The sequence below is a fragment of the Morganella morganii genome (assembly GCF_041099235.1).
Classification (GTDB): Bacteria; Pseudomonadota; Gammaproteobacteria; order Enterobacterales; family Enterobacteriaceae; genus Morganella; species Morganella morganii_E.
Genome location: NZ_JBFZSO010000005.1, coordinates 171,290 through 184,821, shown reverse-complemented (window position 1 = coordinate 184,821; position 13,532 = coordinate 171,290). Strand labels below are relative to the sequence as shown.

Sequence of the window (13,532 nt, the reverse complement as noted above, 5' to 3'; positions counted from 1 at the left end):
GCTGTTTGAAGTCCATAACAGACATTAGGGTCACACATCATGAAGTTAACCAACTACGAAAAAGCGGACGCGCTGGTCATTTCCGCGCCATCCGTTAATCCGCCACACCATACCGATCGTCCGCAGCGTAATGATGAAGACGCAGTCAGTGCTTACATGAGTCAGGCGTATATCCGCGTGACCGTGTCAGACACGATTGCTGCCGTCAAACTCACACTGCGTGAGGAGCTGGAAGGTGAGCAGATCCCCACTTATTTATATGTACTGGATGAGGATAATTACCTGAATGGTATCCTGCCGGTCAAAGCCCTGCTGACCGCAGCGGAAGATACGTTTGTCGCGGATGTGATGCGCCAGACCTATTTCTCTGTGTCACCGGAGCAGTCCCGGCACGACGTGTACGAGCTTATCAACAACAGCGGGATTGATACTGTACCGGTGGTGCAGTTCGGCAAGCTGGCAGGCATCCTGCGTCCGCAGGATATCGCGGAGCTGATTGAGGATGAAAACACCCAGGATGCGGCATTACAGGGCGGTTCCCAGCCGCTGGATGAGCCTTATCTGAGCACCAGTCCGTTTACGCTGTGGCGTAAGCGCGCAGTCTGGCTGCTGATGCTGTTTGTGGCGGAAGCCTATACCGGTACGGTGCTCAAGGCATTTGAGGAACAACTGGAAGCGGCTATCTCGCTGGCTTTCTTTATTCCGCTGCTGATCGGCACCGGGGGTAACAGCGGAACACAGATCACCTCAACGCTTGTCCGTGCGATGGCACTCGGAGAAGTGAGCCTGCGCAATATCGGTGCGGTGCTGCGAAAAGAGCTGTCCACGTCACTGCTGGTCGCCTTTACCATGGGATGCGCGGGGATGATCCGCGCCTGGTTCCTGGGGGTCGGGCCGGAAGTGATGATGGTGGTCAGTCTGACACTGGTGTGTATCACAGTCTGGAGTGCGGTGGTGTCTTCTGTCATCCCGATGGTGCTCAAGCGTCTGAAAGTCGATCCGGCGGTGGTTTCCGCGCCGTTTATTGCCACACTGATTGACGGCACCGGGCTGATTATCTACTTCGAAATGGCCAAACTGATTATGACTGATCTGGTGTAAGGTCGCAGGGGGATGATATTGCAACCGCACTGTTATCCCACACCAGCGTACTTTTACAGTGACGGCACAGGTACTGACTTTCCCCGCGCAACACTTTGTTATGGCGGCGGACGGTCAGTTCATGTGCCGTTTTGCATTGGCAGCGGTAGGTGAATGTCCGGGAGCGGACAGACGTCACATCAAAGCGGTGTGTACGGACGGCCGCAACACCCAGCACCTCTGTCATCATCCACTGCCATTCCCGCCCGTGGGGTGCCACGCGTCCGAAACGGCGGTAAACCAGCAGATGCGCCAGCTCGTGGGGAACCACATCCTGTATAAATCCGGAGCCGTTTTCCGTCAGTAACACCGGATTGAGGCGGATTTCCCATGTTTGCAGGCAGGCACTGCCGGCGGTGGTGCCGCGCTGACGATAGTTCAGTTCAGGCTCCGGATAATCAGTCTTCAGCACCCGGCAGGCGCGGGCCAGATAATCACGCAGGGTCTGCATGCAGGCCTGCTGTAATGCGGCGGGGACTCGGGTCGGTTTCATAGCCGGAAGCTTAGCGATACTGACGTAAAGCTGCAACCGTTATCAGCATGTTGTATATGTTGCAAAATAATATTATATTTAATTATATAATGTCGTAAGGAATAAATTCATGACACCAACACAGCTTACCGATATGCAGGAAGCCGCCAACGGCGTTGCTGCCCTGCTGAAAACACTGGGAAATCCGGATCGTCTGCTGCTGCTCTGTCAGCTGAGTCAGGGGGAATGCAATGTCAGCGAACTGGAGGAGCGGACCGGCATCAATCAGCCGACGTTATCACAGCAACTGACGGTGTTGCGTAATGAAGGACTGGTAAATACCCGGCGTGAAGGAAAACGTATCTATTATTCCGTGGCAGATGAAAAAGTCCTGATATTGCTGACGACGCTGTATCAGCTTTATTGTCCTGAAAAACAAGGAAAATAATATGATTATTGATAGCGCGGCCTTTACGCCGGTCAGTGCGGCACTGGGCGGGCTGATGATCGGCATCGCGGTTGCTGTGCTGCTGCTGTTTAACGGGCGGATTGCCGGGATCAGCGGGATTTTCGCCAATATGTTCACAAAGCAGAGCGGCTGGCGGATAGCGTTTATTGCCGGGCTGGCAGGGGCTCCGTGGATTTATACACTGTTTGCCGGTCAGCCGGATGTGGTGATCGCGGCGGATTATCCGCTGCTGATTGCGGCCGGTCTGCTGGTCGGTTTCGGCACCCGGCTGGGTAACGGCTGTACCAGCGGGCACGGTATCTGCGGTATGGCGCGGTTATCAAAACGATCATTTGCCGCTGTGGCGGTGTTTATAGCCAGTGCTTTTCTGACTGTCTGGCTGATGAAATAAGGACGCGCTATGCCTGTTATCACTGCATTAATCAGCGGGATTTTGTTCGGCCTTGGTTTGCTGGTGGCCGGGATGGGTAACCCGCAGAAGATTCTGGCGTTTCTGGATATCACCGGCAACTGGGATCCTTCTCTGCTGATCACCATGGCGGTTGCGATGGCGATCAGTATGGTTGCTTTTATCGTGGCCAAAAAACGGAAAAAGACCGTATGCGGCACGCCGCTTGAGTTACCGGCGAACAGTAAAATTGATAAACGGTTGCTGACCGGCGCACTGCTGTTTGGTATCGGCTGGGGGCTGGCGGGGATCTGCCCGGGACCGGGTATTGTGTTATCCGGGATGCTCAGTATCAAAGGACTGGTATTTACTGCGTCAATGATTGCCGGGATGGTGATTTTTGCGCTGTATTCATCACGGCAGTGCAGTAAATCATAATGTATTTACGGATTCAGAACATAAAAAAACCGGCTGAAAAGCCGGTTTTTTGTGCCTGCTGATAACAGGAAATTACTTCAGGCCAGCTGCTTCGCGCAGTTGTTCTGCTTTGTCGGTTTTTTCCCACGGGAACTGAGGACGCCCGAAGTGACCGTATGCTGCGGTTTCCTGATAAATCGGGTGCAGCAGATCCAGCATCTGAATCAGACCATACGGACGCAGGTCGAAGAACTCGCGCACCAGCAGAGTCAGTTGCTGGTTGGAGACTTTACCGGTACCGAAGGTTTCTACCATAATGGAAGTCGGCTCTGCCACGCCAATCGCGTAGGAAACCTGGATTTCACAGCGGTCAGCCAGACCGGCAGCGACAATATTTTTTGCCACATAACGGGCCGCGTAGGCTGCGGAACGGTCAACTTTTGACGGATCCTTACCGGAGAATGCACCGCCGCCGTGACGAGCCATACCGCCGTAAGTATCGACGATGATTTTACGGCCGGTCAGACCGCAGTCACCCATTGGTCCGCCGATAACAAAACGGCCGGTCGGGTTGATGAAATATTTGGTGGTCGGATCCAGCCACTCAACCGGCAGAACCGGTTTGATGATCTCTTCCATCACCGCTTCGTGCAGATCTTTCTGTGAGATGTCTTCAGAGTGCTGGGTTGACAGCACAACCGCATCAATCCCGGCGATTTTGTTGTCATCGTAACGGAAGGTGATCTGACTTTTCGCATCCGGGCGCAGCCATGGCAGCGTGCCGCTTTTACGCACCTGAGCCTGACGCCCGACCAGACGGTGAGCATAGGTGATCGGTGCCGGCATCAGCACGTCAGTTTCGTTTGAGGCATAACCAAACATCAGACCCTGGTCACCGGCACCCTGCTCAAGCGGGTCAGCGCGGTCAACGCCCTGGTTGATGTCGGCAGATTGTTTGCCGATAGCACTGATTACCGCACAGGAATCAGCATCGAAGCCCATGGATGAGCTGGTATAGCCAATCTCACGGACAGTACGGCGCGTGATTTCCTCAATATCAACCCAGGCCTTGGTGGTGATTTCACCGCCGACCAGAACCATACCGGTTTTGACATAGGTTTCGCAGGCAACACGCGCTTTGGGATCTTGTTCTAAAATCGCATCAAGGACTGCATCCGAAATTTGGTCGGCAATTTTATCCGGGTGTCCTTCAGATACGGACTCAGAAGTGAAAAGATGTGTAGTCATTATTTTTCTCTACCTTAAGTGAAGTGAACTTTCGGCACATTGATGGATGTATTAACTTCTAGACGGCTATTCTAGTGTATAATCGGCAGCGGTTCCAGAAATTTTATAGTGTGAACTGTTTTTCATGTGGTTTTTTTCACTTTTAATAATGTGTTACCGGACTGTTTTTATTTTTTACACTTATCCGTCATTTTGATTTTGCATTTTTGTGTCATAACCGGTATAAACTGCGGCCAGTAGCTGTGAATTTTTCTTCAGTTATAAACGGCAGAAACTCAGGTTTTCTGTATGATTCAGGCGGGGGTTACGGTGTGTAATCCTGTGTGGGGGTAAATGGGTTAATGAACCATTATCTGCTGCTTGTTGACGTTCAACAGCCACGTGCTTTACAGCATGTGTCCGCGTCTTTTTCTGTTCTCTCTTCCTCTCTGACTGACACGTGCTCTGCACGGTGTTTTCCGTATCCGTTACACTCAAACAGACCGGATAACGCAAGCAGGCGGGTCACTCTGCGGTAAGCCCGTAAATCTGTGTCCGGTTTTTGCCGGATGATGTAATCCATTTTGAATTTTTACTTGTCAACAGGACAGATTTATCCCACGGTGAAGGGGGATAGGCGTATGTCAGCCATACAGGTAAGTTTCACTCCAGAATCAGGAGATGACTAATGAATGATAATATCGCGCTGAAGATGCAGCAGACCTATAACATCGCATACTGGGGCGGCAGCTATTACGGTGTGAATGACCTCGGTCATGTCACCGTCTGCCCGAATCCGGAGATGCCGCAGGCCGCCGTTGATCTGGCTGAGCTGGTCAACCGTGTGCAGAAAGAGCGGGAACACATCCGTCTGCCTGCATTATTCTGCTTTCCGCAGATTTTGCAGCATCGTCTGCGCTCAATTAATGCCGCGTTCCGCCGTGCCCGCGAATCCTATGGTTACAAAGGTGATTATTTTCTGGTTTACCCGATTAAGGTCAATCAGCAGCGGCGCGTGATTGAAACCCTGGTCAATGCCGGGGAGCCGCTGGGACTGGAAGCCGGTTCCAAAGCAGAGCTGATGGCGGTACTGGCGCACGCCGGGATGACCCGCAGTGTAATCGTCTGCAACGGCTATAAAGACCGCGAGTATATCCGTCTTGCCCTGATGGGCGAGAAACTCGGTCACAAAGTGTATCTTGTGATTGAAAAAATGTCTGAAATCGCTGTGGTGCTTGAGGAAGCGAAAAATCTGGATGTGGTACCGCGCCTCGGCGTGCGGGCGCGTCTGGCCTCTCAGGGCTCCGGTAAATGGCAGGCCAGCGGCGGCGAGAAATCCAAGTTCGGTCTGGCGGCCACTCAGGTACTGCAGCTGATTGATATGCTGCGTCAGGCAGACAGCCTGGAGAGCCTGCAGCTGCTGCACTTCCATCTCGGTTCGCAGATGGCGAATATCCGCGATATCGCCACCGGTGTCCGTGAATCCGCCCGTTTCTATGTCGAGCTGCATCAGCTGGGTGTCAATATTCAGTGCTTTGATGTCGGCGGCGGCCTCGGGGTGGATTATGAAGGTACCCGTTCGCAGTCTGACTGCTCTGTGAACTACGGGCTTAATGAGTATGCCAATAATGTGATCTGGGCTATCGGCGATGCCTGTGAAGAGCACGGCCTGCCGCACCCGACAGTCATTACCGAATCCGGCCGTGCCCTGACGGCGCACCATACCGTACTGGTTTCCAATGTGATCGGTGTGGAGCGTAACGAGTTCTCCCCGGTGGAAGCGCCTGCTGAGGATGCACCACGTCCGGTTGCCAGCCTGTGGGAAACCTGGGAAGAGATGCAGACCAAAGGCAATGCCCGCTCTCTGCGCGAATGGCTGCACGACAGCCAGCTCGATCTGCATGATATCCACACCCAGTACGCGCAGGGCATGCTGTCCCTGACCGAACGCGCCTGGGCGGAAGGGCTGTATCTGAATATCTGCCGCCGTATCCAGCAGGATCTCGATCCGGGTAACCGCGCACACCGCCCGATTATCGATGAGCTCCAGGAGCGTATGGCGGATAAATTCTATGTGAATTTCTCGCTGTTCCAGTCTTTACCGGATGCGTGGGGGATCGATCAGCTGTTCCCGGTACTGCCGATTGAGGGGCTGGATAAGCCGCTGGATCGCCGCGCGGTGCTGCTGGATATCACCTGTGACTCCGACGGTATTATCGATCATTATGTGGACGGCGACGGGGTGGCAACCACTATGCCGATGCCGTCTTATGACCCGGAAAATCCGCCGATGATGGGCTTTTTCATGATTGGGGCCTATCAGGAAATCCTCGGCAATATGCATAACCTGTTCGGCGATACCGCAGCACTCGATGTGTATGTCGGTGAAAACGGTCAGGTGCGCTATCTGGAAAGCGAAGAGGGCGATTCCGTGGCGGATATGCTTCAGTATGTGAAGCTCGACCCGAAAATTTTGCTCGAACGCTTCCGTGATCAGGTGAAAATCTCTGATCTGGATGAAGAGGAGCAAAAGGCCTTTACCGAAGAGTTCGAGAGCGGCCTGTACGGCTATACTTATTTGGAAGATGAATAATACCCGGCGGGATATTACGTCCGGCTTTGTGTCAGTAAGACATTGATAAAGGAATCATTATGATTAACAGCACATTAGGCAATCAGACCGATAACTCACTGGTCTCTAATGCGTTTGGTTTTCTCCGCCTGCCGCTGAATTTCCAGCCGTACACCAGTGACGCTGACTGGGTGATCACCGGTGTTCCGTTTGATATGGCGACCTCCGGCCGCGCAGGCTCCCGTCACGGACCGGCAGCAATCCGCCAGATTTCAACCAATCTGGCCTGGGAAGGTAACCGCTGGCCGTGGACATTTGACATGCGCGAGCGCCTGAATGTGGTGGATTGCGGTGATCTGGTGTTCGCGTTTGGTGATGCACAGGACATGAGTGATAAGTTACAGGCGCACACAGAGAAAGTGCTGGCGTCCGGTAAAAAATGTCTCTCTTTCGGGGGCGATCACTTTGTGACGCTGCCGCTGCTGCGCGCACACGCCAAACATTTCGGTAAGATGGCGCTGGTGCATTTCGATGCCCATACCGACACTTACGGCAACGGCAGCAAGTTTGACCACGGCACCATGTTCTATCACGCCCCGAATGAGGGACTGATTGATCCGGCGCATTCCGTGCAGATTGGTATCCGTACCGAACATGAAACCGATAACGGTTTCACCGTGATTGATGCCGCGCAGGTCAATGACCGCACCGTGGATGATGTGATTGCTCAGGTGAAAGCGATTGTCGGTGATATGCCGGTTTATCTGACCTTCGATATCGACTGTCTGGACCCGGCATTTGCCCCGGGCACCGGTACACCGGTTATCGGCGGGCTGACAACTGACCGCGCCCTGAAACTGCTGCGCGGCCTTCAGCCGCTCAATATCGTCGGCATGGATCTGGTGGAAGTGGCACCGGCGTATGATCAGTCCGATATCACGGCACTGGCCGGCGCAACCATCGCACTGGAAATGCTCTATCTCCAGGCCGCGAAAAAAGGCTGAAACCGGTTTTACCACCGTTAAAACAAAAGACCCGCAGCGCGGGTCTTTTTGCATTTCAGCGAGATTATTTTTTCTTCGCGTATTTCAGTGAATCCAGCGCAACGGCAAAAATAATGATGCTGCCCTTGATAATGTACTGCCAGTACGGGTTGATGCCGATATAGGTCAGGCCGTAGTTTATCAGGGTAAAAATCAGCACCCCGGTCACCACGCCCAGCACAGTCCCGACCCCGCCGGAGAAGGACACACCGCCCACCACACAGGCCGCGATGGCATCCAGCTCATACATAAAGCCGAGGTTGTTGGTCGCACTGCCGATACGTCCGGCTTCCAGCAGGCCGCCGAAGGCATAGAACACACCGGATAAGGCGTAAATCATAATCAGGTTCAGGCCGACATTCACACCGGACACTTTAGCCGCTTCCGGGTTACCGCCGATGGCAAAAATGTTTTTGCCGAAGCGGGTTTTATTCCACAGGATCCAGACAAAGAAAACGGCTATCGCGGCATAAAACGTAATATATGACAGCTTGAAATCACCGAAACGGATAAATCCCTGGGCAAATTCAGAGAATTTCGGGTCAAACCCCGCCACCGGTGAGGCACCGACAGAGTCGTAATACAGGGAGTTGATACCGTAGACGATAATCATAGTACCGAGTGTGGTAATAAACGGCGTGACGTTGAGATAGGCAATAATCAGGCCGTTAACCAGACCGATCACCGCACCGACCGCGCACACCAGCAGGATCACCATCGGGATAGACCAGGTTTCCATCTGCGGGAAAACTTTATTCACGTTTTCCATGGATTGCAGCAATGTCGCCGCAATCACCGCTGCCAGCCCGACCTGGCGCCCGGCGGATAAATCCGTGCCCTGGGTGACAATCAGCCCCGCGACACCCAGCGCGATAATAATCCGCACCGAGGATTGGGTGAGAATATTACTCAGGTTCATCAGGCTGAGGAATGTCGGATCCTGAATGATAATGATCGCCAGTAAGACCAGCAGAACCACATAAATCCCTCCGTCCTTCAGATAGGACAGGAAGCTTTTTTTATTTAATGCTGCGCTCATTGTTAATATCCTTAAAGGTGAAGGGAGGCGAGACGTAGAATCTCACTCTGCGAGGTGTCACGGGTGTTGACGATACCGGCGACCTCACCGTTGCTCATCACCAGAATCCGGTCTGTGATCCCCAGCAGTTCCGGCATTTCGGAGGAAACGATAATGATCCCTTTTCCTTTTTTGGCCAGTTCAGTAATCAGTTGGTAAATCTCAAATTTTGCCCCGACATCAATCCCCCGCGTCGGTTCATCCAGCATTAACACTTCCGGTTGTGTCAGCAGCCAGCGGCCGATAATCACCTTCTGCTGATTCCCGCCGGACAGCGAGCCTATCTGGGTGTGATGACCGGGGGTTTTCACCCGCATGGCATCAATCACCCACTGGGTATCACTTTTCATTTTGCTGTTATCCAGCAGACCCAGTTTATTTTTATATTTGCCCATGTTTGAAATCAGCGAGTTAAAGCTGATATTCAGCCAGGCATAGATTCCCGTGGCGCGGCGCTCTTCGGTGACCAGCGCGAAGCCGTGATTAATGGCTTCATTGGCGCTGTTGTTCTTAATGGTTTTTCCTCTCAGCGTGATGGTGCCGGCGGATTTCTCGCGGATCCCGAACAGGGTTTCGAGAATATCTGTCCGTTTGGCACCGACCAGACCGGCGATACCGAGGATTTCCCCCTGATGCAGGTCGAAACTGATATCGCGGATAGACGGCTGGCGCAGAGACGTGAGGTTTCTGACTTCCAGCATGACCTCCCCCGGCGTGCTCTGTTTTTCCGGGAAACGCTGGCTGAGTGTGCGTCCGACCATGGCGGCAATAATGTTATCCATCGTCAGCCCTTCAAGGGGCTGTGTGGAGATCCACTGACCGTCACGCAGAATGGTGATCTCATCACAGAGGCGGAAAATTTCTTCCATTTTGTGGGAGATATAGACGATACCGCAGCCGCGATCTTTCAGCTTGCGGATAATAGTAAACAGATGATTGACTTCTTTTTCGGTCAGGGAAGAGGTCGGCTCATCCATGATCACAATTTTTGCGTTATAGGAAAACGCCTTGGCGATTTCGATCATCTGCATTTGCGAGACGGACAGATTGCGGACTTTTTCCCGCGGATCGATATCGATATCCAGCTCATCAAAGATGGCCTGCGTGTCTTTCAGCATCTTGTTCTGATCGACAAAAAAACCTTTGGCGGGATAGCGTCCCAGCCACATATTGTCCATCACTGAGCGCTGCAGCACCAGGTTCAGCTCCTGATGCACCATGGAAACGCCGTGTTCCAGCGCCTCTTTTGAGCCTTTAAAATCGATTTCCTGTCCCTGAAACAGGATACTGCCGCTGTCTTTTTTATAAATCCCGAAAAGGCATTTTAATAATGTGGATTTACCGGCACCGTTTTCGCCCATCAGGGCATGAACGGAGTGCGGTCGTACCCGTAAATTGACATTATCGAGTGCCTTAACGCCGGGAAATGACTTATTGATATGCATCATTTCCAGCAGATATTCGCCTGAGCTGTCGGCCATACATACACCTGGCTAATGTTATCGTTCCGGACACGCCCGCAGCACGGATGCTGCGGGCGGAAAGAATCACCGCTTATTTTATAAACTGTGACAGGTTCTCTTTATCCACGCCGACATACGGCACACGGATAACATTGTTTTCAATTTTGTAGTTTGTGCCTTCCGCTGCCGGTTTACCTTCCGCCAGGTTTTTGGTGATAGCCATGGTGGCTTTCGCCTGGTTTTCTGCGTCATTCAGCACCGTACCGGCCATTGCCCCGGATTTCACCATGGAGAGGGCTTCCGGCAGGGCATCCACACCAAAGACCGGGATATTGGTTTTGTTGTGTGCTTTCAGGGCTTCAACCGCACCCATTGCCATCGCGTCATTGTTGGCAATGACCACTTCGATTTTGTCTGCATTCGGGCCGGAGAGCCATGCATCCATTTTATCTTTGGCCTGTGCGGTATCCCACATCGCGGTATCGAGCTGAAGCTGCTCTGTCGGGATGCCTTTCTCATTCAGGGTTTTGACCGAATAGGTGGTGCGGGCTTCCGCATCCGGGTGACCCGGCTCACCTTTGATCAGCACATACTGAATTTTACCGTCTTTGTTCAGATCCCACGCCGGGTTGGCTGCCCAGTGTTTGGCAATCAGTTCACCCTGGATAACCCCGGATTCTTTGGAATCGGTACCGACAAACCAGGCTTTGTCGTAGCTGTCGAGGGCTTTGCGGGAAGGTTCTTTGTTGAAGAATACGACCGGAATATCATTGGATTTTGCTTTGTCGATGATTACCGGGGCGGCGGCAGGGTCAACCAGGTTGATCGCCAGTGCTTTAACGCCCTTGGCCAGCAGCACATCAATCTGATCATTCTGTTTGGACTGGTCGTTTTGTGAATCATTCATCAGAAGAGTGATTTCCGGTGAATTTTTTGCATCTTTTTCAATGGCTTTACGGACGATAGACATAAAGTTGTCATCGTATTTATAGATAGTCACACCAATACGGGTATCAGCCTGTGCCTGTGCCGCAGCACCAAACAGCATGGCGGCGGCAACGCCTGCCAGGACAAAATGCTTCTTCATTCTCTGCCTCCGGGTCGGGGGATAGGGTACAGTTTTTATTTATGACGCCACCTGTTATTCAGAGGAAATGCAGGGGCGGCGTTTATCATTCTTCCGGCAAATGATAATAATAATTTATAAATAAAACGGCATGCCGGTAAGAAGATGGCAGAACCTGGGACATGACGATAACGTCAGGAAACGCCCGGATCATAAAATGAGAGTTGTTATCCGTCTGTGAATAGACTCACAAATTGAAAACGTTTACATGCAGAAAGATCACCGGTAGGCAGAAGAGTGACGGATAACCAGGGTCGGCATAAACACATGCGGCTCCGGCGGCGGTAAAGTGCCGGCGGCACCCGCTAAGGCGAGTTCTGTCGCCAGCATGGCCATGGAGACCACCGGATAGCGCACGGTAGTCAGCTTCGGTGTGGTGAAACGGGCGGCGGGAATATCATCAAACCCGATCAGGGAAAACTGCTGCGGTACGCGGATACCGTTTTCATTCAGCACTGACATAGCTCCGGCTGCCATGGCATCGTTATAGGCAAATACGGCGGAGAGTGCCTGATTACGGCCCAGCAGCTCAATCATCGCGGCTTCGCCGCCGTCAGAGTCCGGTGAACCGGCAGCATACCAGGCAGTACCGGCGGTCAGTCCGGCAGCTTTCATGGCGCGGGTATAGCCCTGATAACGCAGGGTATTATCTTCTATCTCATGCGTGGAACCGAGATAACCGATGCGCTGATGCCCCTGAGAGATCAGCAGGCGGGTCGCCATTTCCCCGCCGGACAGGTTATCCAGCCCGACACAGCGGTGCTCAAAACCGGGAATAACGCGGTTAATCACCGTCATACCGGGCACCTGACGGAGAAAATCACTCAGTTCCGCGTCACTGAGTGCTTTGGAATGCACTACCAGGGCGTTGCAGCGCTGACGGATCAGCACTTCAATAGCATGACGCTCCTGTTCTGCCTGATGATAGCCGTTTCCGATCAGCACATGCTTGCTGTGCTGCTGGGCGACCGTATCCACGGCTTTGACCAGCGCACCGAAAAACGGGTCTGATACATCCATCACCACCACGCCGAGAATATCACTACTCTGGCTGGCCAGTGCCTGCGCATTGGCGTTCGGCCGGTAATCCAGCTCAGCCACGGCGTTCATCACCAGTTCCCGGGTCTCTGAGCGGGTGGCCGCCGTATTATTTAATACACGGGATACGGTGGCGACGGAAACACCGGCGCGTTTTGCAACATCGCGGATAGTAACGGGGTGTATAGATGTCATCGGAAATTACAGGTCAGAGGTAATGAAACATGTTGCCATCTTAACCCGGAGCGCGTGATGACCGTGTGATTCATCTCACAGCAAAAGAAAGCGTTTACATTGATTTTTTCGGATTATCCGCCTGTAACGGGAAGCTGAATCCCTTCACCCACGTCTGTAACAGCGTTTTGGGTTACATTCACTAAAATTATTAATATATAAATGATTCTGATTGTTTTGTTTCCGGCAGGCGGGTTATGCCGGACAGGGCAAAACCCGCCGGGAACAGAGATCACTCACCGGACATCGCATCTGTCAGCAGTAAAATATACGGAGCGCACTGTGCATCAGAGCATCCCCGGTACAGGATTTTGTTTCCGCTGGTCAGTGTCATTATTCCGCCGCCGTTAAGAGAAAAGTGCCACTGTTGTCCGTCAGCAGTCAGTTCACCGGAGGCATCACAGGGAGTCTGATAAAACTGAGAATACGGTTCTTCTGCATATTCCCGGCTCAGTGTAAATACCGTTTTGATGGCATCACTGTCCGGAGCCCAGTCACGGCAGGCCGCAGAGAGGGAATTATCCGTGGTTTTCTGCATCGTTTTTTCAACCGGGCTGGTCACACGGATATCCGGTGCGTTATTTACTGCGCAGGCACTGTTAATTACCGCCAGAATAAAGATCCCCACCTTCACCGGCAGTTTTATACGAAATTTTGTCATGTATCACCGTCTCCGTTTTCCCGTTTCTGCATTATCCTCTGCCGGGAATGTTATGGAATGAGATACTGACGAATTTTGTTACAGCGATGTGTTGTCACAGGGCGGGACAGTTGCTCATTATGTGCTTAGCGGCTTGCAACCCGGGTAAAAACGCGTATGTTTTTAAATGAGTATTAATATCATAACGAAATACCTCACTCATTA

At 52.5% G+C, this 13,532-nt stretch carries 13 protein-coding genes; 6 read left to right on the top strand and 7 right to left on the bottom strand.

The genetic code is table 11. The features are described from left to right. The first annotated feature begins 39 nt into the window (after positions 1 to 39). Positions 40 to 1,101, top strand: coding sequence for a magnesium transporter (locus tag AB7038_RS10760; RefSeq protein ID WP_369453295.1), 1,062 nt, complete (start codon positions 40 to 42; stop codon positions 1,099 to 1,101). Here AB7038_RS10760 and AB7038_RS10755 read toward each other — a convergent pair. Beyond that, entirely contained in the window at positions 1,082 to 1,633 is a 552-nt protein-coding gene (locus AB7038_RS10755) for a SprT family zinc-dependent metalloprotease (RefSeq protein ID WP_369453294.1), read from the bottom strand. The genes AB7038_RS10760 and AB7038_RS10755 overlap by 20 nt on opposite strands. A gap of 109 nt (positions 1,634 to 1,742) precedes the next feature. On the opposite strand from AB7038_RS10755, the gene AB7038_RS10750 reads away from it, so the two are divergent. The 3 genes from AB7038_RS10750 to AB7038_RS10740 are packed head-to-tail and all read left to right on the top strand — an operon-like array spanning position 1,743 to position 2,907. Beyond that, positions 1,743 to 2,060 carry an ArsR/SmtB family transcription factor gene (locus tag AB7038_RS10750; protein ID WP_368889089.1) on the top strand — a complete coding sequence of 106 codons (318 nt, stop codon included), beginning with the start codon at positions 1,743 to 1,745 and terminating at the stop codon, positions 2,058 to 2,060. Position 2,061: 1 nt separating this feature from the next. Further along, positions 2,062 to 2,472 carry a YeeE/YedE family protein gene (locus tag AB7038_RS10745; protein WP_369453293.1) on the top strand — a complete coding sequence of 137 codons (411 nt, stop codon included), beginning with the start codon at positions 2,062 to 2,064 and terminating at the stop codon, positions 2,470 to 2,472. A gap of 9 nt (positions 2,473 to 2,481) precedes the next feature. Beyond that, positions 2,482 to 2,907 carry a DUF6691 family protein gene (locus tag AB7038_RS10740; protein ID WP_368889087.1) on the top strand — a complete coding sequence of 142 codons (426 nt, stop codon included), beginning with the start codon at positions 2,482 to 2,484 and terminating at the stop codon, positions 2,905 to 2,907. A gap of 72 nt (positions 2,908 to 2,979) precedes the next feature. Here the strand turns inward: AB7038_RS10740 and metK are convergent, their stop codons facing one another. Continuing rightward, positions 2,980 to 4,134, bottom strand: a complete 1,155-nt coding sequence (metK, locus tag AB7038_RS10735) for a methionine adenosyltransferase (RefSeq protein ID WP_369453292.1) — start codon at positions 4,132 to 4,134, stop codon at positions 2,980 to 2,982. Between the two features lie 667 nt (positions 4,135 to 4,801). Here metK and speA point away from each other — a divergent pair. Then, entirely contained in the window at positions 4,802 to 6,706 is a 1,905-nt protein-coding gene (gene speA / locus AB7038_RS10730; protein ID WP_024474825.1) for a biosynthetic arginine decarboxylase, read from the top strand. 59 nt (positions 6,707 to 6,765) lie between these two features. Beyond that, entirely contained in the window at positions 6,766 to 7,689 is a 924-nt protein-coding gene (speB, locus tag AB7038_RS10725; RefSeq protein WP_004237772.1) for an agmatinase, read from the top strand. Between the two features lie 64 nt (positions 7,690 to 7,753). Here speB and mglC read toward each other — a convergent pair whose 3' ends face one another. The 5 genes from mglC to AB7038_RS10700 all read right to left on the bottom strand — a co-directional run bounded on the left by mglC (position 7,754) and on the right by AB7038_RS10700 (position 13,328). Then, the gene (gene mglC / locus AB7038_RS10720; RefSeq protein ID WP_004237773.1) at positions 7,754 to 8,767 is read right to left on the bottom strand and encodes a galactose/methyl galactoside ABC transporter permease MglC; all 1,014 of its coding nucleotides are present in this window, start codon (positions 8,765 to 8,767) and stop codon (positions 7,754 to 7,756) included. Between the two features lie 11 nt (positions 8,768 to 8,778). Continuing rightward, a complete protein-coding gene (gene mglA, locus AB7038_RS10715; RefSeq protein ID WP_368889085.1) occupies positions 8,779 to 10,287 on the bottom strand; it encodes a galactose/methyl galactoside ABC transporter ATP-binding protein MglA in 1,509 nt (502 codons plus the stop codon). Positions 10,288 to 10,360: 73 nt separating this feature from the next. Further along, the gene (mglB, locus tag AB7038_RS10710) at positions 10,361 to 11,356 is read right to left on the bottom strand and encodes a galactose/glucose ABC transporter substrate-binding protein MglB (protein WP_108656428.1); all 996 of its coding nucleotides are present in this window, start codon (positions 11,354 to 11,356) and stop codon (positions 10,361 to 10,363) included. 258 nt (positions 11,357 to 11,614) lie between these two features. Continuing rightward, positions 11,615 to 12,628: an HTH-type transcriptional regulator GalS gene (gene galS / locus AB7038_RS10705; protein WP_369453291.1), complete on the bottom strand. Its 1,014-nt coding sequence runs from the start codon at positions 12,626 to 12,628 to the stop codon at positions 11,615 to 11,617. A gap of 271 nt (positions 12,629 to 12,899) precedes the next feature. Further along, a complete protein-coding gene (locus tag AB7038_RS10700; protein ID WP_369453290.1) occupies positions 12,900 to 13,328 on the bottom strand; it encodes a hypothetical protein in 429 nt (142 codons plus the stop codon). Positions 13,329 to 13,532: the final 204 nt, after the last annotated feature.